The following is a 25,458-nucleotide window of genomic DNA, read 5'->3' on the forward strand; positions in this document are numbered from 1 at the left end:
AAAAAGAGGGAGTTGCTGTGAAAGGCAACTCCCTTACTATAATTCTCCTGCCCGCAGGGCATCTAAATCAATCAGTCCCTTTTTCGCCCGCTGGGTGATGATACCCCCGATACGCCCCGATTCAGCGGAAGTTAAAGCGCCCCAACCTTCTTTTTTTACCTTTTCAGCCAGTCCCAACTCTGCGGCGATTTCCAACTTTAATAAATCCATAGGTGTAGGCTTCTTTTTCTTTTTGTTTTGGCCCTTGCCAGGTTCTCTGGATTTTGCCGTTTTTATCCTTGATTCCATGATACCTCCCTGAACAAGAACCCCCCACAACGGAGGGGTTCTTTTTGCCGGGCCATCATGGTCATAACCGGATCCTGCAGCAGCCTTAGCAATCCCAGACCCACAAAGGGGTGAAAGGCATCCGCAAATAAACCAGGTTATCCCCCAAAGAGCTAAATAATTACGAGCGGATCATTAGATAGCCCCCCGGGTTGTCATGATAAACCCCGGCAATATCATTATGTCCTGGATTGTGGGGAAATATTTATGAATGACCAAGGTGTTGCCGGTCATAAAATAACTTAAAGAAAAGATCGGTTAAGAATTTTAAGATAAAATATTTTTTCACTAAAAGGAATTTTACGGTTATAGAAAGAAAATAAGCAGGTGTGTAAAAGTGCATAGCAACGGATGATGGCTGTGGGAGAGACCCCCGGGGGGCGCCGAAGGAGCAAAACCAGTTTTCCAGCTGAGGGAAACGGTTAAACTCTCAGGCAAAAGGACTGCAGCCGGACGTGGCTCTGGAGAGTTCCTGCCGTTTTGCATCACGCGGGACACCAAAGGGGAAGCTTTCCATTGGGAAGTCATCTCTCAGGTTAAAAGGACAGGGTTATACCAGCAGCGGTATAATTCTGTCCATTTCTTTTTGCCGCCGGGTAAACCGTCTCCGGCCAGAACATAATAGTACCAAGGAGGTGGATGGTGTGACGGAGGTAAAACGTACACCTCTTTACAATGCCCACGTGGCAGCGGGGGCCAAAATGGTGGAATTCGGGGGCTGGTTGATGCCTGTCCAGTATGAAGGAATTATAAAAGAGCACCAGGCCGTGAGGTCTGCCGCCGGGCTGTTTGATGTATCCCACATGGGTGAGCTAAAAATCTCAGGCCGGGGCGCCAGGGAGTTTATTCAGAAACTGATCACCAATGATGTTTCCCGCCTCAGACCCGGCTGCGCTCTCTATTCGCCCATGTGCAATCCACAGGGCGGCACCATCGATGATTTACTGGTGTATCAACTGGAAGACGACCAGTACCTGCTGGTGGTAAATGCAGCCAATACCGAAAAGGATTATAACTGGGTCAGGAGTCAAGCCCCGGCAACCGTTACCATTGAAAATGTATCCGAGGTAACCTGCCAGCTGGCTTTACAGGGGCCGGCGGCCCAAGGGATTTTACAGAAAATTACCGCTATTAACCTCGGCGACATTCGGTATTTTTGTTTTGTTTACGGACGGGTGGAGGGGGTCCAATGCCTGATCTCACGCACCGGTTATACCGGCGAAGACGGTTTTGAGTTGTATTTTCCGGCGGAGCATGCCGAGGCCCTGTGGCAGGCCATCCTGGCAGCCGGCCAGTGGGAAGGAATAAAACCGGCCGGTCTGGGCGCCCGGGATACGCTTCGTTTTGAAGCCTGCCTGGCCCTCTACGGACACGAGCTGACCGAAGAAATTTCCCCCCTGATGGCAGGACTGGGCTGGACAGTGAAATTCAATAAGCCGGCGTTTATCGGCAGAGAAGCGTTGCTGAAGGAAAAGGAAGCGGGTCCCACCCACAGGCTGGTGGGGGTGGAAATGATTGACCGGGGAATCCCGCGCCAGGGTTATCCTCTTTTTAAAGAGGGCCGGCAAGTAGGTTGGGTTACTTCCGGCACCTTCGCACCTACCCTGGGCAAAAATTTAGCTCTGGCCTATGTGGCGGTTGAGTGGGCGGCGACAGGCGGCGAACTGGATGTCATGGTCCGCCATAAACTGTTGAAAGCCCGCATTGTGCCGAAACCATTTTATAAACGGGAGGTATAAAAATGAACGTACCGGTTGAATTAAAGTACAGCAGAGAACATGAATGGGTAAGGGTTGAAGGCAATCGTGCCATTATCGGCATTACCGACTTTGCCCAGGAGTCCATGGGGGACATCGTGTTTGTGGAACTTCCCTCCGTGGGGGATACCGTAGAAGCGGAAGAACCCTTCGGTGTGGTGGAATCCGTAAAGACCGCCAGTGACCTGTATGCCCCGGTCAGCGGTGAGGTGGTAGAGGTGAACAATGAACCGGTGGATGCACCGGAAGTCATTAATCAAGATCCCTATGGCAAGGGATGGATGATTGTGGTGGAAATGTCCGACCCGTCCCAGTTAGAGAATTTACTAAGTGCCGAACAATACAAAGCAATGGTGGAAGAACAAGCATAACGAGGAAAGAAGGTAGGTATTTTGCGATTCATTCCTCATACGGAAGAAGAACGCCGGCAAATGCTTAACTTGTTAGGGATTGAAAACACCGACCGGTTGTTTGAAGGGATTCCCCGGGAGGTCCGGCTCAACCGGGAGCTTCAGGTGGATGGCGGTTTATCGGAAATGGAACTGTCCCGCCACATGGCTTCTTTGGCCGAAGTCAACACAGGGGTGGACAAAACCATTTGCTTTTTGGGCGCCGGCGCCTATGATCATTACGTGCCCAGCGCCGTAAAACATATTTTGTCCAGGTCGGAATTTTATACGGCCTATACCCCTTACCAGCCCGAAATCAGCCAGGGTGTACTGCAATCCATCTTTGAGTATCAAAGTATGATCTGTCTCCTCACCGGCATGGATGTGGCCAACGCCTCCATGTACGACGGCGCCAGCGCTCTGGCCGAGGCAGCCTTGATGGCCTGTGCTTCCACCAGGCGGGACCGTGTGGTGGTGGCAAGGACTGTCCACCCGGAATACCGGGAAGTGGTAAGGACGTACCTGTATGGACCCGGCATCAAAATCAGTGAAGCGCCTTACCGGGAGGGGCTGACCCGGGCCGAGGATGCCGCCGGTTTGTTAGATCAAAACACCGCTGCGCTGCTGGTGCAGTATCCCAACTTTTTTGGCTGCATTGAGGACTTGAGGAAGCTGGCGGAGGCAGCTCACTCGGTGGGAGCCCTGCTGGTGGTCTGCGCCGACCCCATCGCCCTGGGCATGTTAAAGTCGCCGGGTCAGTGCGGGGCGGACATTGTGGTAGGGGAGGGACAGCCCTTGGGGATCCCCCTGTCCTACGGCGGGCCCTACCTGGGCTTCCTGGCCTGCCGGGAAAAATTCCTGAGAAAAATGCCTGGCAGAATTGTGGGTCAAACAACGGATGTGGATGGCCGCCGGGCCTATGTGCTGACCCTGCAGGCCCGGGAACAGCATATCCGCCGGGATAAGGCCACTTCCAACATTTGCTCCAACCAGGCCCTGTGCGCCCTGGCGGCTACGGTGTATTTAAGTCTGGTGGGCAGGCACGGCTTGCGGCAGGTGGCTGAACTATGCCTTCAAAAAACAGCCTATGCCAGAAACCTGCTGGCAAAGTTACCCGGCTACCGGCTGCCCTGGCAGTCCCCGGTATTTAAAGAGTTTGTGATTGAAACGAAGGTAGCGCCGGAGATCATTAACAGAGAGCTGCTAAAACATAACATCCTGGGGGGGCTGGATTTGGGGCGCTATTACCCCGAACTGGCCGGGCACATGCTGTTCTGTGTCACCGAGAAAAGAAGCCGGCGGGAAATCGACCTGCTGGCGGATCGATTGGGGGCCATGTCATGACGGAAAAACTGATCTTTGAACTGGGCTCGCCCGGGCGCCGTGGTGTGGAATTTCCCGCCGGTGATGTCCCGGCAACAGCCCTTCATGAATTGCTGCCCCGGGAATATTTGAGAGAACAGTCCCCACCGCTGCCGGAGGTGGGTGAATTGGATGCGGTACGGCACTATGTAAGACTTTCCCGCATGAATTTTGGTGTGGATGTGGGGTTCTATCCCCTGGGCTCCTGCACCATGAAATATAACCCAAAGGTGGCGGAGGATGCCGCGGCTTTAAACGGTTTCGCCAATTTACACCCCTACCAGCCGGCGGAACTGAGCCAGGGCGCCCTGCGTTTGATGTATGAGACCCAGCAGGATTTAGCCGAAATTACCGGCATGGACGCCTTTACGTTGCAGCCTGCCGCCGGCGCCCACGGTGAGATGACCGGCATGCTGATGATCAAGGCCTACCTGGAAAGCAAAGGGGAGACCGGCCGGACCAAGGTGATTGTACCGGATTCTGCCCACGGCACCAACCCGGCCACCGCTACCCTCTGCGGCTTCCAGGTGGTGGAAGTGAAGTCCGATGAGCGGGGCGGCGTGGACCTGGCAGCGTTAAAGCAGGTGTTGGGGCCGGATGTGGCGGCGCTGATGCTGACCAATCCCAGCACCCTGGGACTGTTTGAAGACCATATCATAGAGATTGCCGACCTGGTTCACCGGGCCGGAGGCCTTTTATATTACGACGGAGCCAACCTGAACGCCATTATGGGATATGCCCGACCCGGCGATATGGGTTTTGATGTGGTGCACTTGAATTTGCATAAAACCTTCGGCACTCCCCACGGCGGCGGGGGACCGGGCGCCGGACCCGTAGGGGTCAAGGCAGAGTTGGAGCCCTTTTTGCCCAAACCGGTTGTCATTAAACAGGGCGACAGCTACCTGCTGGATTACAAGCGTCCACAGTCCATCGGCAGGGTAAAAGCCTTTTATGGTAATTTTGGTGTGGTGGTAAAGGCCTATACCTACCTGCGGGCCCTGGGCGGCCGGGGATTAAAGCAGGTATCGGAATTTGCGGTACTCAATGCCAACTATTTAATGAAGCGGTTGTCCAACCACTTAAGGATCCCTTACCGGCGGGTTTGCATGCACGAGTTTGTGGCCTCACCCCCCAGGGAGTGTAAGGAGCGTGGCATCAAAACCCTGGACATTGCCAAAAGGCTGTTGGACTACGGGTATCATCCTCCCACCGTTTACTTCCCGCTCATTGTCGAGGAAGCCATCATGATTGAACCCACGGAAACAGAAAGTAAAGAGACCCTGGATCGGTTTGCAGACAGCCTGATCAAGGTTTTGGAGGAGGCCAGGGAAAATCCCGAGACACTGAAGAACGCGCCCTATACCACCCCCGTGCGCAGGTTGGATGAGGTCGCCGCCGCCCGCAAGCCGGTGCTGGGCTGGTTTCCTGAGTAAATTTTGAGACAGGCAGCAGGTTGCTTTTCATATTTGGGCTGTGATATAATGTAACCGTCAGGCCATTGTAAAAAGGCCGGGCCTGTTTAGGCAGCGGATTCACCCGTGGGACTTCATCTGACCCTCAAAAGATGAGGTCTCCCGGGTTTTGTTATGACTGGGGGGCTACCGGTGGGAAACGTACACGTACTGGATAAAAAATTGAAAATGGCGCGTCTTTCGATCCTTTCCAATACCTGTTTAACCATTGGCAAACTGCTGGTGGGGTTGAGCATGGGATCGGTGGGAGTCATTTCTGAAGCTGTCCACTCCGGTCTGGATTTGATAGCTTCTTTAATCGCCTTTATGGCCGTACGGCAGTCCGGTAAACCGGCGGATGAAAACCATCCGTACGGCCACGGCAAATTTGAGAACCTGGCCGGTATCATCGAGGCCCTGTTGATCCTGGCTGCTGCCATCGGCATCTTTGTCCAGGCGGTACCCAAGATTTTACACGGCGGCAGCGAAATCGAGGCCCTGGGCTGGGGCGCGGCGGTCATGATCATCTCGGCGGCGGTAAACTTTCTTATTTCCCGAAAGCTGATACGAGTCGGCAAAGAAACCGACTCACCGGCCCTAACGGCGGACGGCTGGCACCTGCGGACGGATGTTTACACATCCCTGGGTGTCTTTTTCGGACTGGGGGCCATTTATCTGACGGGCTATACCATTCTCGACCCCATTATCGGGATCGCCGTGGGCCTTCTCATTGTGAAAGCCGGGTTTGATTTGATCCGGGAGTCCATGGGGGTTATGCTGGATGTTAGTTTGCCCTCAGAGGAGGAGGAAGCTATCAGGCGGGTGCTGTTGAGGCACGCGGACCAATTCCTGGAGTACCATGGTTTGCGAACCCGTAAATCGGGGCCTTATCGTTATGTGGACCTGCACCTGGTGGTTCCCAGGCACCTGCCGGTGGGGACCGCTCACATGTTGTGTGATTGCATCGAGCAGGAAATCGAAGAGGCGTTACCCGAGGTGCAAGTATTGATCCACTGTGAGCCCTGTGAGAAAGCGGAGGAGCCCCTGGAGGCTAATTGCTCTGCAGCACCCTGCAGTATTGACGGAAGTTGTCCTGCAGCGTCCTGTGATAAGGAGGACAGCTGCCCGCAGGGGCGCTGTCCCATAGCGGATAAAAAATAACCAAGCCGTGGTTTGCCACGGCTTTCATGCATTCTGTGTTCTGTGTTAAGTTGATATCACCCTCTTTACCCGGGCAACTCTCTTGCAGGAGGAATGTTTTCTGTGGCTTCCCATATCAAACAGGGTAAGGGGAGAGATGGTCCCGGCAGCTCGAACCAACCTGGGGGCGCTAAAATCAATTTTTACCAACAATATTTCTGAGGCCATGGGTAAAAAATTAGCAAGCACCGTTATGTCCGCATTACTGTTTTGATGAAGGACCTGCAGGTTGCCCGGCCTTTCCAGCACTAAGACTGCCGGTCTGAAACGGCGGTTTAAACCAACGGCATTACGGGCGTCCAGCATTGCATCCAATAAATGATGTCTCAAGATCTGTCCAGGCTGAAAGCCCATGGTGATAATATCTTTAATGACACTGAGGGGCCCGCCGAAGTATAATTTCCCCATGATCGTTACTCCCTTCATGATGCGCATGGTGCTTTTTTGAACAAATGATTACGCAAAAGATGTGCCAGCTTTCGCAGGGCAGCAATGAAACGAAGGGAGACAAACCCGGGTGTTTTCGCGTTCTAAAACGGAACAATTGTATCAAAAAAATACACTTAAAAATTTATCTGCAAACCAAAAGAGAGACGGTATGTGTTGTACCGTCTCCCGCCGGGTCAGGTTCCTTTGGCTTCCTTTACCTGTGTTTCCGTAACCAGACTATCTTTAAGTTCGGCCACCAGCATACCTGCCAAAATCAACAGGCAGCCCACCCACTGGCGGGCAGTGAGGATTTCCCCCGCCACCAGCCAGCCGGTTGCCGCCGCGAAGACCGGCTCCATGATAAAGATGATGGCGGTATGGGTGGGGGAGGTAAATCTCTGTACCGAGTTTTGTATTAAAAAGGCCAGGGCGGTGGCGGGGATGGCTGTAATGAAGAGTCCCGTCCAGACCGGTCTGGTAAAATGACCGGGCATGGTTTCCCAAAGGGCCCCGCACCCCATGCTAATGACCGCCACCACGCCGATTTGCAGGATGGCCAGCAGGACCGGGTCATGCCGGGGAGCGTACCGGCCCACCAGGATAATATGTCCGGCATAGGATAAGGCACAGAAGAAAGTCAGCACATCTCCGAAATTCACCGTCAGGTTATCGCCCAGGGAGAGCAGGGCCAGACCCACCGTGGCGCTGGTTACTCCCAACAGAGCGGCAGGACCCGGCAGTTTTTTTGTAGTTACGGATGAAATAAGAGGTACCAGCACCACCGCCAATCCTGTAATAAACCCTGCGTTGGAAGCGGTGGTATATTTTAAACCCACTGTTTGAAAGGCATAGCCGGCAAACAAAACGGCGCCGATTATAAAACCCGCCTTTAAGGTTTCCATGTCCAAACGGGCAAACCTCTTACGGTAAATGAGCCCCAGAAAGGCAAAGGCAATGGCGAAACGGATGCTTATAAAATAATAGGGTCCGATGCCGGAAAGGGCGTCTTGAACCACCACAAAGGTGACACCCCAGACAAAGGTAACCGCCAGTAAAGCAAGATCAGCTTGCAGCTGCTTTATTTTCGACATATCTCCCAAACCCACCTCCGTCCGACAGCGAACATTCCTGTATATTTTCTCACCGAAAACCTGGCCTGTCAATTTAGACACCATATCTTATCATAATTTCTAGAATTTTAGCTTTACGTTAAGAAGGAATTTGCAAAAAGAAGGAGAATTCATTTTTATGAATTGCAGCAAGTATTTATTCCCTGTCGCAGTTTTTGCACCTGGGGTGCGGAATTATATTCTTTAATACTTTTAAGGAGGCGTTTCGGTGAGAAAGGTTTTCAAATTTGCCATGCTGGCAGTAATGGCGCTGGCCCTGGTAGTCAGCGCAGTGGGTTGCGGAGGCAGCCAGCCAAAAGAACAAGCCAAGGAACCCGCAAAAACGGATGCTAAACCCAAGTTAGTGGTCGGATCCGACACCACCTTTGCACCCTTTGAATTTACCGATCCTAAAACCGGCAAATATATCGGCTTTGACGTGGACTTAATTCAAGCCATCGCTGATGAAGCCGGTTACGAACTGGATTTCCAAAGTATGGCCTTTGACGGTTTAATTGCCGCTCTGCAGGCCAATCAAATTGATGCCGCCATTTCGGCTATGACTATTACCCCTGAACGTGCAAAAGTAGTAGACTTCAGCGAGCCCTATTACAAGTCCGGTCTGATTGTAGCCGTTCAAGCCAAAAACAATGATATTAAAGGTTTTAATGACCTGAAAGGTAAAAAGATTGCTGTACAAAGCGGTACCACCGGCGCTATGCAGGCTGAAAAGGCCACTGACAAGGATAAGATCACTTACTTTACCAACACCGACCAGGCCCTGCTGGAACTGAAAAACGGCGGCGTGGATGCGGTGATTAACGACTATCCTGTAAGCGCTTACTTCATTCAACAGGGTAACAACGATGTGAAACTGGTTGGTGAAATTCTCTCCGCTGAAGAATACGGCATTGCTGTACCCAAGGGCAAGACCGAGACCCTGGAAAAGATTAACGCCGCTCTCAAAAAATTAAAAGAGAACGGCAAGTATGCCGAAATTTACAAGAAGTGGTTTGGCGAAGAACCAAAATAATAGTCGACTGACAAAAGGATATCCTGTACAATAGAGTATGCGTAACAGTTAATGTTACGCATATTTTGTGTGACTAGTCAATTAGGTAGGTGAAGGTATGGAACTCTTACAAATTTGGAAAGATGCTCTACCGGTATTGATGGTAGGTTTAAAACTAACGATTCAGCTTACTGTTTTGGCAGTTTTTTTTGGTTCTATTATCGGTCTGTTTGTCGGGTTGGGTAAAATGAGCCGGATTCCACTGATTAAAATTCCTTCGGTGGTTTATGTGGAGTTCTTCCGGGGTTCCCCTTTGTTAGTACAAATTTTCTTGATTTATTTCGGTCTTTCTCAGGTGCTGGGTCATTCTGTTGATAAATTTTGGTCTTCGGTAGCCGTACTAAGCTTGAACAGTGGCGCTTATTGCGCAGAAATTTTCCGGGCCGGTATCCAGTCCATTGAGCGGGGGCAAATGGAGGCCGCACGTTCCCTGGGGATGACCCATACACAGGCCATGCGTTACGTCATTTTGCCCCAGGCCTTTAAGCGGGTTATTCCTCCCCTAGGCAATGAATTTATCGCTATGTTGAAAGATACCTCCCTGGTGTCGGTCATTGGCCTGGTGGAGTTGGCACGGTCGGGACAACTTATTGTTTCTACCACATACAATGCCTTTCAGATTTGGTTCCTGGTTGCCATCTTCTATATTGTTTTGACGGTGCTCATTTCCGAATTCTTTGTGAACCGTATGGAAAGGAGGCTGCAGGCCGGTGATCGTAGCTAAAAACGTGCACAAAAGCTTTGGTCATCTTGAGGTCCTCCGGGGTATTGATTTACATGTAAAGGAACAGGAAGTGGTGGTCATTATCGGCCCCTCCGGTTCCGGTAAAAGTACCTTCCTGCGCTGCTTGAATCTACTGGAGGAACCCACCTCCGGGGAAATTATTATTGACGGCATGTGTTTGACGGACAAGACCTCCGATATCAATAAAATCCGCCAGAATGTGGGGATGGTGTTCCAGCGTTTTAACCTGTTCCCCCATAAGACTGCGTTGGAGAATATTACACTGGCCCCCATAAAGGTAAAGGGACTCACAGAAAACGAGGCTATTGCTATTGCCAGGGATTTACTGGGCAAGGTAGGATTGCAGGATAAAGAGTCTTCTTATCCGGACCAGTTATCCGGTGGCCAGCAACAAAGGGTGGCCATTGCCAGAGCCCTGGCCATGAAGCCCAAGGTGATGCTGTTTGATGAGCCTACCTCCGCCCTGGACCCGGAAATGGTGGGAGAGGTTCTGGCCGTTATGAAAGACCTGGCCCGGGACGGCATGACCATGGTGGTGGTAACCCATGAAATGGGCTTTGCCCGTGAAGTGGGCGATCGGGTGCTGTTTATTGACGAAGGAAAAGTGATCGAAGAAGGCACTCCCGAGCAAATCTTTGGCAACCCGCAAAACGAGCGCACCAGATCTTTCTTAAATAAAATTCTATAAACAAAACAGGGACCCCACCGGAAGGTGGGGTCTGTACTTACTATTCAGTTTTACTGAGTGTGAGTTAAGTTAGCCCTGGTTTATCAGTTTCTCACCTCTAACCTCTCACTTCTCACATCTCAAATGGCTTCCTTCATCAATTGGAGGTAGTCTTCCCCTAATTTGGTTAAGGAGCAAATTTTGCTCTTGCCTTCGGAAGTGACTTCCACCAGCCCGAGGGCGAACAGCTGCATCACGACGTGGTCCAACACGGCCCGCTTAACCTTTGCGGTTAAGGACAATTCTTCTTTATTCATCTTCCCCTCATCAATGAGCGCCCTGAGGACTCTTTCCGCTTCCACAGGCAGCCTGTTGTTCACTTCCTTAAAATATTGTTTCATGGTAAGTTCTGTCATGCTTTGCAACCCCCTTACTAAAAAGCTAGTTAATATTCTTCTAAAACAAATTATTGACCGAATTCCATTGATTTATTCGTTAGTTTAGAAAAATTTTATTATAAAATAGCAAAACTAACGGAAAAGGTGTTTTTCTTTACCTGGGGGGGTGACTGATTTATAATTTATACTATACTTTATCGAATTTGCCGGGGGACAGAATGAGAAGACAAAAGAAATGGCGTGTCAAAGCGCCTCATGCCGCCTTGCGGCAAATCCTTGCCACAGAAGTAGGGATTTCAAAAATCCTTGCTCAGTTGCTAATTAACCGCGGAATATATACAGTGGATCAGGCCAGGGCTTTTTTAGGCAGTGAATTGGACAGGCTTTTTAGTCCCTGGCTGATGAAAGATATGGAAAAAGCCGTAGAACGCATCCTCCAGGCCAGACAAAAGGGTGAACAAATTCTGGTTTACGGCGATTATGATGTGGACGGTATTACCGGAACGACCGTACTGGTTTTAGCACTGCGCAAACTGGGCTGCCGGGTTGATTATTTTATACCGCACCGGTTGGAAGAGGGATACGGCCTCAACAAGGAGGCGCTGGAAAGAGCAGTGGAGCAAGGGGTTGCCCTGCTGGTCACGGTAGACTGTGGCATCAGCGGCGCCGCTGAAGTTGAGACAGCCAAAGAATTGGGGCTGGATGTCATCATTACCGACCATCATGAACCGCCGGAGCAGTTACCCGCAGCCATGGCGGTTTTAGATCCCAAAAGGCCGGATTGTACCTATCCCTTTAAGGAATTGGCCGGGGTGGGCGTTGCTCTGAAGTTAATTCAAGGCATCTTTGAACGGGCCGGGCTGGGACAGGGAGAGTGGGAAGAATATCTGGATTTGGTTTGCCTTGGCACCGTGGCGGACATTGTTCCCCTCCAGGGGGAGAACCGCATTCTGGTTAAGCACGGGTTAAACAGAATCGCTCGTACCGACCGCCCCGGTCTGCAGGCCTTGATCAAGGTCAGCGGCGTTAAAAATGAAAGTCTGGGAACCCGTGAACTGGGTTTTGCTCTGGCCCCCAGGTTGAATGCGGCGGGCAGAATGGGGGATGCCGCTTTGGGGGTGGAACTCCTGCTGGCCACCGATCCCTTAAAGGCAGAGCACATGGCTGAGGCTTTAAACCGAGGAAACCAGGAAAGACAACAGGTAGAGTCAAAGGTCCTGGCAGAGGCCCTGGCCCTGGTGGAAGCAGACCCGGCCATGGCGGAAGAAAAGGTGCTGGTTTTGGCGTCCACCAACTGGCATCCCGGGGTTATTGGCATCGTGGCCTCCCGGCTGGTGGACCGCTTTTACCGTCCGGTTTTCATGATCAGCCTCGAAGAGGGCAAAGGAAAAGGTTCCGCCAGAAGTATACCGGGCTTTCATTTGTATCAGGCTATGGTTAGCTGCCAAGAACATTTGGAGCAGTTTGGCGGGCACGCCATGGCTGCAGGTTTCAGCATCCATGAGGATAAAATTATGGACTTTCGCAGGGCTGTCAACAAACTGGCCGATGAAATTTTAACCGAGGAACATTTAACCCCGAACCTGGACCTGGATGCGCTGGTGAATCTCACCGAGTTATCCCTGGATACCGTACAGGAACTGGATCAGCTTTCACCCTTTGGGCACTGCAACCCCGGGCCCATCCTGGGATGCTGCCAGGCTACGGTGCTTCATTGCCGGGAAGTGGGGAAAAACGGCAGTCACTTAAAAATAAAGGTGCGGGAAGACCAGGTGATTCTGGACGGCATTGGCTTTAACCTGGCCTCTTACAGCGAAATGCTGGCCACCGGCGATACTGTGGATATGGCCTTTGTTCCTTCCATCAACTTTTGGAACGGCCGTTCCTCTGTGCAACTGGAAGTAAAGGAGTTTAAAGAGGCAGGGGAAGTTACCCCCCGGGAGGATGGTTTAGGGGCCTCGGAGGGAATGCAGGAGTTTTTAAGGAAGGCTCTGTACCTACCGGAAGAAAAAGTTACGGAGGGCCTGATCCCCTTGGGGATATTGCAATGGTGCTGGGGCAATACAAACAATAAGCCCGGCCAAAGTTTTAACCACACCGATATAGAACTGGAAGATTTCAGAGACTGCCCGGACCGGCTAGCCCAGCTTCTGCAAATAATTGACCGCGACAACTCCAGCCTGGTAATGGTAGAGAGTGTTGCCCAGGCCATCCAAGTGGCAGCTTTTCTATGTACTAGGGAATATCCCTGGCGCCGGGAAGTGCTGGTCTATCACCCTCTTATGGAGGACGCCGCAGTGCAAAAAATGGCGGACCATTTACGGGCAAACCGGGTGAAAGTGGTGGTTGCAACCACATTTGCACCTTTTAACGGGGTTCATTTTGACCAAATGATATTCTTTCACTTACCCTTCCATCCCGGAGAATGCCATATTGCCAACTGGCGGACCCGGAAGGTGGTCTTACTGGGGGGAAAGGCCCAGGCACTGGAGGCCCGGGAGCATATCCAGGCAATGGCGCCGGACCGGGAAGCCCTGGCAGCATTGTTTAAATTCTTAAGATTGAAGATTGATCACCAGGGCAAAGGACAAGCCGGCAAACAAGATTTGCGTCAATGTTTAAAAGGTTTTTATCCTCGGGCTGCCGACCTTGCCATAGAGATCGGTCTAACTGTTTTCCGGGAACTGGGACTTATAGACTACAGTAAACAGGGAAATACTTATTTCTTTAAAATAAATCTAAACGTGCGTTCCGATTTGAAAAATTCGCAAACCTATCACCGGGCCCTACATACCAAAGAAGAGTGCCTGCGTTTCCAGCGGCACTACCTGTCGGCCACCGGGGAACAATTATTGCAGCTGTTCAACAGCAGCTTTTGAGGAGGAGAAGCAATGGACTTAGCCAGTAAAGTAAGATTAATTAAGGATTTCCCCAAACCCGGCATTAATTTCAGGGACATTACCACCTTGCTGCAGGACGCCGGAGCCTTTAGACAGGCTGTGGACGAACTGGTGGAGTTATGCAAAGGTTTGGCTGTGGATGTCATTGCCTGTCCGGAAGCCAGAGGGTTCGTACTGGGTGCGCCGCTGGCCTATGCCATGGGCAAAGGGGTGGTGCTGCTTAGAAAACCGGGTAAACTGCCGGGCAAGACCGTTTGCCACAGCTATGAGTTGGAATACGGGTCGGATGCCCTGGAAGTCCATGAAGGGGCTATTCAGCCGGGGCAGAAGGTGCTTTTGGTAGACGATGTACTGGCTACCGGCGGCACGGTTGCAGCAGCTGTGGAGTTGGTAAAAAAGTCCGGTGGAGAGGTTGCCGGCGTTGCGTTCCTGATTGAATTGCTGGGACTGGACGGCAGGGAAAAACTCAGCGGCTATCCCGTTGTCACTTTGCTGCAGTTGGAAGCATAGATTAATTTAGTCGGGTGTTAGGAGGTGAAGCATGTCTTCACTGTTTGAACTGGAACAAAAGGTATTGCTTTATAATCCTTCGGCGGACATTGCTTTCCTCCGTAAGGCCTATAACTTTGCAGAGAATGCCCACAGGGGCCAGAAGCGCATCTCCGGAGAGGACTATATTGTTCACCCGCTGGCCATCTCCATCATTTTAGCGGAACTGCAGTTGGATGTGCAGACGGTGGCCGCAGGGCTGCTGCACGATGTGGTGGAAGACACGGGCATTACCCTGACGGATATTGAAAACAACTTTGGCCCGGAAGTGGCCACCATGGTGGACGGCGTCACCAAACTGGGCAAACTTCAGTATCAGACCAAAGAGGAGCGGCAGGCGGAAAACCTTCGTAAAATGTTCCTGGCCATGGCCAAAGATATCCGGGTTATTTTAATTAAACTGGCGGACCGGCTGCATAATTTACGCACGCTCCAGTTTCAGTCCGAGCGGAAGCAAAAGGAAGTGGCCGAAGAGACCCTGCACTTTTTTGCCCCCATGGCCCACCGTTTGGGGATCTACAAGATTAAATGGGAACTGGAAGATTTATCCTTTCGCTATCTGGAACCGGAGCAATACCAGCGCATGAAGGCGCAAATCGCCAAATCCAGGGCCAAGCGTGAGGAATACATTCAAGGGGTTATCAAAGAACTGGCGGAAAAGCTGGCCGCCGTCAACATAAAAGCAGAAATCCAGGGCAGGCCGAAAAACTTGTATTCCATTTACCAGAAAATGATAGAGCAGCAAAAGGAATTAAAAGATATTTTTGATGTACAGGCTGTGCGGGTGCTGGTAAATTCGGTGAAAGACTGTTATGGCGCCCTGGGCATCGCCCATACCCTTTGGAAACCCATTCCCGGCCGTTTCAAGGACTATATTGCCATGCCCAAGTCCAATATGTACCAGTCCCTGCATACCACGGTGATTGGGCCCAACGGTGAGCCGGTGGAAATACAAATCCGCACCTGGGAAATGCACAGGGTTGCAGAATACGGTATTGCAGCCCACTGGCGGTATAAAGAAGGCGCTCAGGGAGAAAAGGATTTTGATAAGAAACTGGCCTGGATTCGCCAGATGCTGGATGCCCAGCATGAGGCCCGGGATGCCAGGGAATTCATGGAAAACCTCAAAATCGATTTGTTCTCCCAGTCGGTATTTGTCTTTACTCCCAAGGGTGACGTCATGGAACTGCCCGCCGGCGCCGTACCCCTGGATTTTGCTTACCGCATTCATACCGATGTGGGACACCGGACAGTGGGGGCCAAGGTAAACGGGCGCATCGTGCCCCTGGATTATAAACTAAAAAACGGCGACATTGTAGAAATTATTACCTCCAAGGCCAGCAACGGTCCCAGCAGGGACTGGCTTAACATCGTCAAGACGTCCCAGGCCAAAAACCGTATTCGGCAGTGGTTTAAGAAAGAAAGGCGGGATGAAAACATCGCCCGGGGCCGGGATGCCCTGGAACGGGAAGCCCGCAAGCAGGGACTGGATCTGGAACTGGTACGGGGCGAAAAACTGCAGGAATACGCCAGGAGACTGGCCCAGTCATCGGTAGATGATTTATACGCAGCCATCGGGGATGGGCAGATGATGCCCAGTCAGATAGTAACCAGGATCCGGGAAGAGTACCGCACCGAAAAGGAACGCCGTCCGCTGGCCGAGGAAATGATGAAGAAGGCCGAGAGCAAGGCGGCGGAATGGGGTAAGCCCACCCAGGGCATTCGGGTAAAAGGGATTGACAATTTGTTGATCCGCCTGGCCCATTGCTGCAACCCGGTACCCGGCGACCCCATCGTTGGTTATATCACCCGGGGCAGAGGTGTTTCCATCCACCGGGCGGACTGTGCCAACTTACAGCCCATCCAAAGCAACGAGCCGGAAAGGATTGTTGAAGTGGCCTGGGATAAAGACTTCCAATCACCTTTTCATGTAAAACTGGAGATCACCGGTCTGGACCGGGCTGGTTTTCTCAACGAGATATTAAACGTGTTGCTTGACTTAAAAATCAATGCCAGCCGGGTGAATGCCCGCTCCCGCAAGGACCGTGTGGCAACCATTGAACTGGCCCTGCAGGTGCGCAACACAGAGCAGTTGGAATATCTTGTTAATAAGATTAAGAAGGTTAAGGATACCTATGGGGTGCGGCGGGTGTCCACCGGGTAGGATCAGCCATGGACATTGGCCGTTGGCCATTGGCCCTTAGCTGTTGGCCATTAGCCATTAGCCGTTGGCCATTGGCTTTTAGGAAGTGAAGAATCCACTGGGGTATACCATGAAAACCATGTTTATGAAATTCAATCATTAAATAATATGTTTAACCTTTAGACCATAAATAGCCAAAAGCCAATGGCCAATGGCCAACGGCCAAACGGAGGTGTAATCTTGCGAGCAGTGGTCCAGCGTGTACAAAGAGGATCCGTTACAGTCAACAACGAACTGGTCGGCGAAATCGGCCACGGTCTGGTGGTTTTGCTGGGGGTGGGACAGGGAGATACCCCCGATGATGCCCGCTACCTGGCGGATAAAATCAGCCAACTGCGAATTTTTGATGACGATCAGGGGAAGTTAAACCTCTCCGTACAGGATGTGGGAGGCGGTGTACTGGCCATATCCCAGTTTACCCTTTACGGAGACTGCCGTAAGGGGCGGCGGCCCAGTTACTCCGAGGCGGCTCCCCCGGAAGTAGCCAGGGAACTTTACCAGGTCTTTGTGCAGAGACTGATATGTAACGGCCTGCCCACTGCCACCGGTGTCTTTCAGGAGCATATGGTGGTGGAAATTATTAATGACGGTCCGGTTACACTATTGCTGGACAGCCGTAAAACTTTTTAATAACATACTGGGGGATGGTTCCTTTGATCATTGAAACATTACCAGTGGGAAATTTAGAGGTGAACTGTTATATCATCGGCTGCGAGGAAACAGGCCAGGCAGCCGTGGTGGACCCCGGTGACGAAGCCGGGCGCATTTTAGACAGGCTGGCCAAAGGGGGATTAAAGGTTGCTGCTGTTGTCCTGACCCACGGCCATGCCGATCACATCGGGGCGGTGGGGGAGCTAAAAAAGGCCACCGGCGCGCCGGTGATGATTCATGCCCAGGACGGGGAAATGCTGACCAACCCCGCCCGCAACCTGTCTGCCTGGTTGGGGGAGCAACTGTCCTTTAAGCCCGCCGACAGGCTGCTGGAGGATGGAGATACCATTCAGGTGGGGACTGTCACCCTGGAGGTGATCCATACCCCCGGCCACACCCCGGGCGGCATCTGCCTGAGAGCCGGCAAAGACCTGTTCACCGGTGACACGCTGTTTGCCCGATCCATCGGACGCAGCGATTTCCCCGGGGGCAGCCATACCACATTGATCAAGTCCATTAAAAGTAAACTGCTGGCGCTTCCGGAAGATACCAAGATTTATCCCGGACATGGCCCAACCTCCACCATCGGTGAAGAAAAAAGACATAACCCCTTTTTGTAAAAAATCAACGCCACGGAAAACTGTGGCGTTTTTTAGGAGGCTGAAACATGCTGAGCAGGCCCAAAACAAGTGCCGATGTCGAACTGATTATTGATTTATACGAAAGAGATAAGGCTGCTTTAACAGCCATGTTGGTGAACATAAGGGAGATTATTTTAATGAACCAGCCCGACGACAGGGCCATCGTAGAGAAAATAAAGGAATATCTGAAGGAACAGGGGATAGAGACCGAACCACCAACAAAATAGAAATCCTACCAAAGGAAATCCTGCAGTAATCCTACTTACAGGATTTCCTTATTTTTACACTATCCCTTCCTCCCGATGAAATAGCCCCGGGGGTCGATTTCTTCCCGGATCAAACGCAGTTCTTCCTGTGTAGGGGGTTCATACGGGTATACGTTATCATCCACCAGCAGTTCAAAGCCCGTATGTTCCTGCACGCTTGCCACCGTTTCCCCCGGCATGGTGGCCAGGAGCTTCATGCGACGGGTAGCTTCGTCAAATCCCAGGATGGCCCGGCTGGTGATCACCCGGTAGGGACCCTGCCCCAACAGGCCGGCCCTTTGACGGGCGTCCGGACTGCCGTCCAGGTATCCCGGGCTGGTTCGATAGCTCAGCCTTTCTTTGAATCTTCTTTTTTCGTGGGACATGATAACGATGGTACGCTCACAGGAGGCCGCCATATCGCTGGCGCCGCCGCTGCCGGGCAGCCGGAGTTGAGGTCTCCGGTATGCTTCCGGGAATTGCCCGATCATGGTGGAGTTCAGGTTGCCATACATGTCAATTTCGGCTCCGCCAATGAAGCCAAAATCACAGAAACCTCTCTGGGCCAGTTCAAAGGCGGCATTCAAGCCCTGCAGGTACATGGCTTTGCTGGTGGTGCGGGAACAACCAACCGATAAGGGCAATCCCCGGTTTAAGGTGGGACCGACGGCTCCCGCTTCAAAAACAGGAATGATTCCCGGAGCGTGGGTGAGCTGGGCCAGGGTGATGGCCACCATGGGCAAACCTGTGCCGGCAAATACCACCTTGTTATTTTCCAGAACCCTGGCACCTGCAACAACGATCATTTCCTGGGGTGAAAAATTGTAATTCGGCATGATTTACCTCCCAATGGAGTTTCACCTAAATCTTTTTAATTTTGGCTGCGCATAAGTTGAAATTCCCGCAGCTCAATTTGTTGGATATGTTTTAATTGACGATAGGGAATTTGTTCAATAAACCCGTCTGTATCCCGAACGCCCCAGATATATCGATTGTAATAGCTCCTCAAAGAATCTTTATGGCCTTTACGAAATGCTTCTCCCGCGGAACGAAATTCCCGTATATGTATTTCGTCAAAATAATACCAACTGTGGCAATTGCCCGGGTAGGCTCCAAAGGGGACCTCCACCACTGCGTCAACAGCAAAAAACGGGATATTGATGCGGTTAGGGTCTCGCACCATTTCTTCATGGTCGATGATTCGCTCACAGGTCACGATGGTATAACCGGCGGCCATTGAGATTTCAGGGCAGGTAAACAACGGTCCCTCAATTCTGCAGTTGCCGTACATATCCGCTTCCTGGACATGGATCAGGGCGACATTAGGATGGCAGGCGGGCACCAGGACCACGGGAGTTCCGGTGAAAGGACAGTCCATCAATTTGGCCCGGTTTGCTTTCATGACGTCACTGCCCAGGGGACTGCGGCAGGGCATAAAGGGAAGCCCCATGGCTGCCGCCTTGAACCTGGCCGACATGTTAAAGTTGCTCCAGTCCTCCAACTCCACCTTGCCGTTTTCCGCCAGGTACCGCAGCATGGGGGAAATGCCAAACAACTCGATGCCCCAGTAGGCAAATTCCAGGCGTTTAATAGTACAACTGCTTTCTTCCAATGCCATTGCTCCTGCCAAGTACTCAACGGCCAGGCCGGCGGAGTGGAAGGAGAGGGTTAAGTCTTTTTTAGCCTGCCGAATGATTTCGTGGACTGCGGCAACCGGCTGCCGGCTGTTGACAAAACCGGCAATCCCGATGTTGTCCCCGTCCCTTACAAAGGTTGCAACGGCCCTGGCCAGGTCCATGCGTTTGTCCCGTTTCGATTTATCCTTGTTCACCAGCAGCTTTCTGGCTTCATCAGGTGATAATCCTGTCCAATCCATAAATTCCTCCGATAAGTGTCGGTATTTTAGAAACGATTATAGCATAAATATTCGTTAACTGTTTTAAATATTTGATATGTTTTTCTCAAACAAAAAAGAGAGGGTGCCTCTCTTTTTTCGTTGGCGGGGTACCATTTCTGTTTTTTGCCTAAGCCAGAGGAAGCTCCTTGACAACCTGACCGTTGTCTAAATTGGTTAGCCGGATGGATAGATCGTCGATGACTGCTGCCGAATGAATACCGTCCTTGGGCAGAGCGGTACTGCCGGGGTTTAAGACAATTAAATCATCGTCCTTATAGAGCTCTTTGACATGGGTATGGCCATAAATAAAAAGATCCACCTTAAAATCCCTGGCCATTTGTATGTACTGGTGTTTTTCCCGGGTATATCCGTGGACGGCCAGGATTTTAAGCTTACCAAGTTGTAAAAGAACATAAGGACTTTGCAAGGGGTGTTTGATCACCATTTGATCCACATCGGCATCGCAATTTCCCCTGACAAAAATGAGGTTATTCATGGAATTGATTTTTTCAGCCAACTCCTTGGGAGAGTAACCTTCCGGAAGGGGATTCCTCGGCCCGTGATATAAAACATCGCCCCCGTGAATAATAAAATCAGCATTTCCTATTACTTCAAGGGCCTTTTCAAAATGCAGCAAGCTTCCATGGGTATCGCTGATGACGCCAATTCTCACAGTAAAATCACTCCCGGTTGACCTTTATTTATAATAAGTCCCTAAATGGCTAATTCTATTATGGGTGAAATAATCCTTTCTTAAAATAAATAGTTAAAACTGTGCCAAAATAATCTCTAATCTATAAATACAAAAATTAAAACATCTGTATTTAATTTGGAAATAATCTCAGTGCTGTCGGCGCTGAGACCTTGAACGAACGGGGATAATAGAAACACCCACCCCCGGGTTTGTCAACACTCTGGCTTGCGCAAGAAAACCCCAGGAAAAGTCCTGAGGTTTTATCAAAAGCATCAATGTGTTTCATCATAGGATAACATAGTTACCCGGGTAAACTCACCCCGTTTGATTTCTTCAGGGGTTGCGTCCTGTTCTAGAAAATCATACATGCCGGGGGCTACGACAGGGCTCTTGTTCTCGGTTTTTTTCTTGTTGCGAGGCATGGTATCATCCTTTCCGTAAGGGAGTTAAGATTATCTTTTCCCTGACCGGCATCCGTTATGTTGATACAGCCCACCGGTTTTCCAGGTGGGCTGTAATCTTTAGAGGACATGCTCAGGTTTTCTGTTTTCGCGTAACAACACAAGTTCTCAGAGAGGTCCACATTTCTTCAGATACCAGTCCCAGCCGCCAGAGGGAAATCCCTTTTAGTTGATACCGCTTGGCAATGCCTACTTTGGTTACCAGGCTTTCCGGTGTTTCGCTGGGAACGGAGATACCCAGGATTAATTTTTCCGGCGGCATCATCTGGCTGGCCCACTTGACGGCCTGGGTGACCAGATCCACCGGCTCGGGCTTTACCCCGTAATCATGGGCCATGATAATAATTTCGTCGGCCATTTGCCCCAACTTTTTATAATCATAACCCTGATAAGCACTGTTAGGTGCGTGCAGGGTCAGGGTTAACGGGAGGTTTGCCGCCTTGAGTGGTTGAGATAACAGGTTGACAAAGTTGCTGAAGCTGTCTCTTACCCGGGTTAAACCTTCGCCCTTGTCCTGCCGGCCCAATCCTTCAAAGTCCAGATGAACCCCTTGGTAGTTTTTAGCTTCCTCTATGATGGCTGCTACAGCCTTCCTCATGGCGATCTCGTTAGCCAACAAGTTAGTAAGAGAACCGTCTCCATCGGTCATGTGAAGCACCATTTGGGTTTTCAAACCAAATTCTTCAGCCTTGTCCAAAACCTTTTCATAATCATCCGGCCTCTGCCAGCCGGTGCTACTCTTGGTGAGCAGATTGCCTTGCCGGTCCAAACTGTACCAACCCAGGGCCACGGTATTCACTACATCAGTATTGCCCACACCTGCGTCAGGAAAGGGTTTGCCAAAAAGATTGGTCCAACTGCTGGTCTGCCGATCCCCCAGGGCATAAAACCCGATGACAGTCATCTCCCGGGGTGGGGAAAGGATCTTTATTTTATTTTCAGCCGGGCTCCAGGCCACTTGACAGGCAAAGGCCTCACTGAAGAACCTCAAGGGAATTAAGGTTTTCCCTTTCAACACCCTGGGCGGCATATCCAATGGTATTGCCATACCGTTCCGCAAGGCTGTTTTGCTGCCTATTTGAAGGGTAATGGTGTTTTTACCGTCTGCCCCCACGATGGTCCGGGTTTTCTGATCCCAGGTGACTTGTACATTTAAGGCTTCTGCCAGGGCACGGAAAGGAACCAGAGTACGGTTGTTGTCGATGACCGGATTTACATCAAAGGCCACCGGCAAGCCATCTATGGAAACCGTAATCTCACCACCGGACTGGGCCATAGCCGGCAGGGCGCTTGTGAATAGCATCAGAAAAACCGCCGTTAACCATATCAAAGGTTTCATTTCTCAGCCCCCGTCAATATTGTAGTTACCAGCAAATCAGTTGTTTGCATACCAAAAATATCAAAAAAAATCCTGGTCTTTAAATTTCAATAATACCAGGTATTGTTTAAAAAGGTATTAAAAAATGATTACAAAAATTTTTATTAGCGTGTTACCTTTGGCAGCTTCCTGACAAATTCCATGAAATCCTCCAGGCGTCCTTCAAAGTCCGCATCGTAGTCGGGATTGCCATGGTCGATCAGATTATCGGTTACCAGGTAGGTTTTAATGCCCAATTTCCCAGCCACTAAATCCTCTTTGGTATCGTTGCCCACCATGAGGGTTTCCTCCGGTTTGGCGCCGACTTTCTCCAGAATTTCTTTGTAGTAGTTGGGGTTGGGTTTGCAGAAGTGACAGTGTTCATAAGTGGTGACTAGGGCCCAGGGTATATCATCGATACCGGCCCAGCGCATCCGGTGAGCGGTGGCAACGTCAGGGAAAATGGGGTTGGTGGCCAGCACCAGTTGGTAGCCCTTGTCCACTAATTGCAGGCAAATTTGTCTGGACAACGGGGTGGGGGTGGTGCAGCAAATCAGTTCCCTGAACTCACCGTTATAGAAGTTATCAAACAAAGGCATTAATTCATCGGCAGGCAGGTTAAAGCGGGGGATAAAATCCTCCATAAAAACCTCCTGGTTGGTTTTGTGCGGGCGGTTATCCCGAATCATGGCTTCGGTGGAAGCCCAGATATTTTTATGTAACACCTTGGGATCCACAATATGAGAACAGGATTTGGTCAGGCGATCAAAGTAACTCGTTAGAAAGCGATTCAGGTCCATGGGCAGCAAAGTGCCGTCCAAATCGAACAGGATGGTTTTCAGCATGTTTTCCTCCGCTTTGGTTGTATTCTAATGTAAGGGGCTTTTTTTACCATGATGGTGTCCGCTGCAGCCACAGCCGCCGTTTTTGCCGTGCTGAGGCCGGTGTTGGTGTTGATGCTTGGGCTGACCGCACCCGCAGCCGCAGGAACCCTCACCCTCGGCAAATCTGATATTGTTCAGGGCGTTAATCACTTGCCCGCGAATACCCTTGAGATACTGCTGGCGCAGTTGGTGCTGTTCCTCCTTTTCCTCCGGGGTCAGCCCTTCGGTCCTCTGCTTACGGGCCAGTGTGTTAATTCTATCAACCAGTTCCTTTGTGATCATGGAAATCACCTCAATTTTTAGTATAGCATGGGGCGCCCAAGGGGAACAAGTTCGATCCCGAAGCATCCTAATACTATTACTATTATAGCATTGGCCACCATTTTTAACAGTTAGAAAGTGTGCTTATAACCTGTGACATTGACAAATTTCGTTCTATTGCATACAATAATTCTCAGGTTTAATAAGGATAAATCTATGATCGGGAGAGTAGGCTTGAGAAACCTTGCTCAGGGAGGAGAAGCCCCGGACTGAAAGCTTCTCTGCAAGAACTTTGGCTGAAGAACCCCCGGGAGTTACCCCCGAAAGGATGAAGTCCCAGTAGGCCGGTACGGATCAACACCGTTATCGTTGACTTGAGAGGAACTTTTATGTTCAATCAGGGTGGCACCACGGGAAGATCTCCCGTCCCTGGCGATGCTGCGGCATGCCCGGGGCGGGAGTTTATTTTTGCTTTGGCAAACAGCATGCTTTGTAAATGGAATGATGGCAAGGAGGTTTACTTTGTGCTAACGACCAGGCCGAGAGGTACCAACGATATTTTGCCGGGAGAAGTTGAAAAGTGGCAGTACCTGGAGGAGCTCGCCCGGCAGGTATGCCGGGAATATGGCTACGGCGAGGTTCGAACGCCTGTTTTTGAACATACCGAGTTGTTTGCCCGGGGCGTCGGGGAGACCACCGACATTGTAGAAAAAGAAATGTACACCTTTACCGACCGGGGTGACCGCAGCATTACGCTGAGGCCTGAAGGCACCGCCGCTGCCGTGAGGGCCTATGTGGAAAATAAGCTGTACGCCATGCCCCAACCGATCAAGTTGTTTTACATAGGCCCCATGTTCCGCTATGACCGGCCCCAGGCAGGACGTTACCGCCAGTTTCACCAGTTTGGGGTGGAAGTATTTGGGTCTGACAGTCCCGCTGTGGATGCTGAAGTCATTGCCATGGCCATGGATATCTATGAAAGAATTGGTTTAAAAGACCTTGAACTTCATATCAACAGTGTGGGTTGCCCTGACTGCCGCCCGATTTTAAGGGAAAAACTCCAGGAGCATTTCCGCCCCCACTTGGCAAACCTGTGCCCCAACTGCCAGGGGCGGTTTGAGAGAAACCCGCTGCGCATCCTGGATTGTAAAAACGAAAAATGCCAGAATATCGGCCGTCATGCGCCAACCACATTGGACGCTCTCTGTGCCGCATGCGATTCTCATTTTGAGCTGGTAAAGTCTTACCTGGATGCAGTGGGGGTTCAATATATCGTAGACAACCGGCTGGTCAGGGGATTGGATTATTACACCCGTACCGCCTTTGAAATTATGGCCCGGGATATTGGTGCCCAGAGCTCCGTCGGCGGGGGCGGGCGCTACAACGGGTTAATTGAAGAATGCGGCGGTCCCCCTACCCCCGGCATTGGTTTTGCGCTGGGGTTGGAGCGCATTTTATTGACGGCGGAACGCCAGGGTATCACTTTCCCGGTCACCAGGGGACCCGCAGTTTTCATTGCCACCGTCGGTACCGAGGTGGAAAAGCAGGCCTTCACACTGCTGCAGCAATTGCGCAGGCAGGGGATTGCTGCCGAAAAGGATTACCTGGGCCGCAGTCTGAAGGCCCAAATGAAGTACGCCGGTAAATTGGACGCCCGGCTGGTCATCATCCTGGGTGAAGAAGAAGTGGCCCGGGGAGTGGCGGTGGTCCGGGATATGCAGGCCGGTGAACAGCAAGAAGTTCCCATGGGTGGCATGGTGGACTATATAAAAGCCAAAAGTTAATGTTCAATGTTTAATTTCTATAGAA

26 protein-coding genes, 1 riboswitch and 1 other annotated feature are annotated in these 25,458 nt (G+C 51.1%); of the genes, 15 read left to right on the forward strand and 11 right to left on the reverse strand.

Features of this window, described 5'->3' with window-relative positions; all coding sequences use genetic code 11:
• Positions 1-36: 36 nt before the first annotated feature.
• Positions 37-288 (reverse strand): alpha/beta-type small acid-soluble spore protein, encoded by a 252-nt coding sequence (locus tag BUB67_RS03245; RefSeq protein WP_073235691.1) that lies wholly within the window; start codon positions 286-288, stop codon positions 37-39.
• Between the two features lie 390 nt (positions 289-678).
• A riboswitch (glycine riboswitch) is annotated at positions 679-783 on the forward strand.
• A gap of 188 nt (positions 784-971) precedes the next feature.
• On the opposite strand from BUB67_RS03245, the gene gcvT reads away from it, so the two are divergent.
• The 5 genes from gcvT (at position 972) to BUB67_RS03270 (ending at position 6,447) form a co-directional block, all read left to right on the forward strand.
• Positions 972-2,066: a glycine cleavage system aminomethyltransferase GcvT gene (gcvT, locus tag BUB67_RS03250; protein ID WP_073235694.1), complete on the forward strand. Its 1,095-nt coding sequence runs from the start codon at positions 972-974 to the stop codon at positions 2,064-2,066.
• Positions 2,067-2,068: 2 nt separating this feature from the next.
• Positions 2,069-2,455, forward strand: a complete 387-nt coding sequence (gene gcvH / locus BUB67_RS03255) for a glycine cleavage system protein GcvH (RefSeq protein WP_073235697.1) — start codon at positions 2,069-2,071, stop codon at positions 2,453-2,455.
• Positions 2,456-2,476: 21 nt separating this feature from the next.
• Positions 2,477-3,817, forward strand: a complete 1,341-nt coding sequence (gcvPA, locus tag BUB67_RS03260) for an aminomethyl-transferring glycine dehydrogenase subunit GcvPA (protein ID WP_073235700.1) — start codon at positions 2,477-2,479, stop codon at positions 3,815-3,817.
• Positions 3,814-5,268 (forward strand): aminomethyl-transferring glycine dehydrogenase subunit GcvPB, encoded by a 1,455-nt coding sequence (gene gcvPB, locus BUB67_RS03265; protein WP_073235704.1) that lies wholly within the window; start codon positions 3,814-3,816, stop codon positions 5,266-5,268. The genes gcvPA and gcvPB overlap by 4 nt, the downstream gene beginning before the upstream one ends.
• A 207-nt stretch (positions 5,269-5,475) precedes the next feature.
• Entirely contained in the window at positions 5,476-6,447 is a 972-nt protein-coding gene (locus BUB67_RS03270) for a cation diffusion facilitator family transporter (protein ID WP_238456943.1), read from the forward strand.
• A 45-nt stretch (positions 6,448-6,492) separates the two neighbouring features.
• Here BUB67_RS03270 and BUB67_RS03275 read toward each other — a convergent pair whose 3' ends face one another.
• Positions 6,493-6,894 (reverse strand): hypothetical protein, encoded by a 402-nt coding sequence (locus tag BUB67_RS03275; RefSeq protein ID WP_073235709.1) that lies wholly within the window; start codon positions 6,892-6,894, stop codon positions 6,493-6,495.
• Between the two features lie 215 nt (positions 6,895-7,109).
• The gene (locus BUB67_RS03280; RefSeq protein ID WP_073235711.1) at positions 7,110-8,006 is read right to left on the reverse strand and encodes a DMT family transporter; all 897 of its coding nucleotides are present in this window, start codon (positions 8,004-8,006) and stop codon (positions 7,110-7,112) included.
• Positions 8,007-8,253: 247 nt separating this feature from the next.
• Between BUB67_RS03280 and BUB67_RS03285 the strand changes: the two genes are divergently transcribed.
• From BUB67_RS03285 to BUB67_RS03295, 3 genes are all read left to right on the forward strand, one after another.
• Positions 8,254-9,057: a basic amino acid ABC transporter substrate-binding protein gene (locus tag BUB67_RS03285; RefSeq protein WP_073235714.1), complete on the forward strand. Its 804-nt coding sequence runs from the start codon at positions 8,254-8,256 to the stop codon at positions 9,055-9,057.
• 97 nt (positions 9,058-9,154) lie between these two features.
• A complete protein-coding gene (locus BUB67_RS03290) occupies positions 9,155-9,820 on the forward strand; it encodes an amino acid ABC transporter permease (RefSeq protein WP_073235718.1) in 666 nt (221 codons plus the stop codon).
• Positions 9,807-10,529, forward strand: coding sequence for an amino acid ABC transporter ATP-binding protein (locus BUB67_RS03295; RefSeq protein WP_073235721.1), 723 nt, complete (start codon positions 9,807-9,809; stop codon positions 10,527-10,529). The genes BUB67_RS03290 and BUB67_RS03295 overlap by 14 nt, the downstream gene beginning before the upstream one ends.
• A 119-nt stretch (positions 10,530-10,648) precedes the next feature.
• On the opposite strand, the gene BUB67_RS03300 is transcribed toward BUB67_RS03295, so the two are convergent.
• Positions 10,649-10,924, reverse strand: a complete 276-nt coding sequence (locus BUB67_RS03300; protein WP_073235724.1) for a transcriptional regulator — start codon at positions 10,922-10,924, stop codon at positions 10,649-10,651.
• Between the two features lie 200 nt (positions 10,925-11,124).
• Here BUB67_RS03300 and recJ point away from each other — a divergent pair, with 200 nt between their 5' ends.
• The 6 genes from recJ to BUB67_RS03330 all read left to right on the forward strand — a co-directional run bounded on the left by recJ (position 11,125) and on the right by BUB67_RS03330 (position 18,077).
• A complete protein-coding gene (gene recJ, locus BUB67_RS03305) occupies positions 11,125-13,785 on the forward strand; it encodes a single-stranded-DNA-specific exonuclease RecJ (RefSeq protein ID WP_073235726.1) in 2,661 nt (886 codons plus the stop codon).
• Positions 13,786-13,797: 12 nt separating this feature from the next.
• Positions 13,798-14,316 (forward strand): adenine phosphoribosyltransferase, encoded by a 519-nt coding sequence (locus BUB67_RS03310; protein ID WP_073235729.1) that lies wholly within the window; start codon positions 13,798-13,800, stop codon positions 14,314-14,316.
• A gap of 31 nt (positions 14,317-14,347) precedes the next feature.
• Positions 14,348-16,519: a RelA/SpoT family protein gene (locus tag BUB67_RS03315; protein WP_073235732.1), complete on the forward strand. Its 2,172-nt coding sequence runs from the start codon at positions 14,348-14,350 to the stop codon at positions 16,517-16,519.
• A gap of 219 nt (positions 16,520-16,738) precedes the next feature.
• A complete protein-coding gene (gene dtd, locus BUB67_RS03320; RefSeq protein WP_073235735.1) occupies positions 16,739-17,188 on the forward strand; it encodes a D-aminoacyl-tRNA deacylase in 450 nt (149 codons plus the stop codon).
• A gap of 23 nt (positions 17,189-17,211) precedes the next feature.
• Entirely contained in the window at positions 17,212-17,829 is a 618-nt protein-coding gene (locus BUB67_RS03325; protein WP_073235738.1) for an MBL fold metallo-hydrolase, read from the forward strand.
• 47 nt (positions 17,830-17,876) lie between these two features.
• Positions 17,877-18,077, forward strand: a complete 201-nt coding sequence (locus BUB67_RS03330; RefSeq protein WP_073235740.1) for a peptidase — start codon at positions 17,877-17,879, stop codon at positions 18,075-18,077.
• 59 nt (positions 18,078-18,136) lie between these two features.
• Here the strand turns inward: BUB67_RS03330 and BUB67_RS03335 are convergent, their stop codons facing one another.
• The 7 genes from BUB67_RS03335 to BUB67_RS03360 all read right to left on the reverse strand — a co-directional run bounded on the left by BUB67_RS03335 (position 18,137) and on the right by BUB67_RS03360 (position 23,670).
• The gene (locus BUB67_RS03335) at positions 18,137-18,931 is read right to left on the reverse strand and encodes a CoA-transferase subunit beta (RefSeq protein ID WP_073235742.1); all 795 of its coding nucleotides are present in this window, start codon (positions 18,929-18,931) and stop codon (positions 18,137-18,139) included.
• Positions 18,932-18,966: 35 nt separating this feature from the next.
• Positions 18,967-19,971: a CoA transferase subunit A gene (locus BUB67_RS03340; protein ID WP_073235744.1), complete on the reverse strand. Its 1,005-nt coding sequence runs from the start codon at positions 19,969-19,971 to the stop codon at positions 18,967-18,969.
• A 148-nt stretch (positions 19,972-20,119) separates the two neighbouring features.
• Positions 20,120-20,665 (reverse strand): phosphodiesterase, encoded by a 546-nt coding sequence (gene yfcE / locus BUB67_RS03345; protein WP_073235746.1) that lies wholly within the window; start codon positions 20,663-20,665, stop codon positions 20,120-20,122.
• 293 nt (positions 20,666-20,958) lie between these two features.
• Positions 20,959-21,108, reverse strand: a complete 150-nt coding sequence (locus tag BUB67_RS16545) for a hypothetical protein (RefSeq protein WP_200798114.1) — start codon at positions 21,106-21,108, stop codon at positions 20,959-20,961.
• Positions 21,109-21,220: 112 nt separating this feature from the next.
• Positions 21,221-22,486: a stalk domain-containing protein gene (locus BUB67_RS03350; protein ID WP_073235748.1), complete on the reverse strand. Its 1,266-nt coding sequence runs from the start codon at positions 22,484-22,486 to the stop codon at positions 21,221-21,223.
• 143 nt (positions 22,487-22,629) lie between these two features.
• Entirely contained in the window at positions 22,630-23,349 is a 720-nt protein-coding gene (locus tag BUB67_RS03355) for an HAD family hydrolase (RefSeq protein WP_073235751.1), read from the reverse strand.
• 24 nt (positions 23,350-23,373) lie between these two features.
• Positions 23,374-23,670, reverse strand: a complete 297-nt coding sequence (locus BUB67_RS03360; RefSeq protein WP_073235754.1) for a DUF896 domain-containing protein — start codon at positions 23,668-23,670, stop codon at positions 23,374-23,376.
• Between the two features lie 186 nt (positions 23,671-23,856).
• Positions 23,857-24,083: a binding site (T-box leader), on the forward strand.
• Between the two features lie 90 nt (positions 24,084-24,173).
• On the opposite strand from BUB67_RS03360, the gene hisS reads away from it, so the two are divergent.
• A complete protein-coding gene (hisS, locus tag BUB67_RS03365; RefSeq protein ID WP_073236173.1) occupies positions 24,174-25,433 on the forward strand; it encodes a histidine--tRNA ligase in 1,260 nt (419 codons plus the stop codon).
• Positions 25,434-25,458 lie beyond the last annotated feature (25 nt).

Origin of the sequence: Desulforamulus putei DSM 12395, assembly GCF_900129195.1 — a bacterium.
Taxonomy (GTDB): Bacteria; Bacillota; Desulfotomaculia; order Desulfotomaculales; family Desulfotomaculaceae; genus Desulfotomaculum; species Desulfotomaculum putei.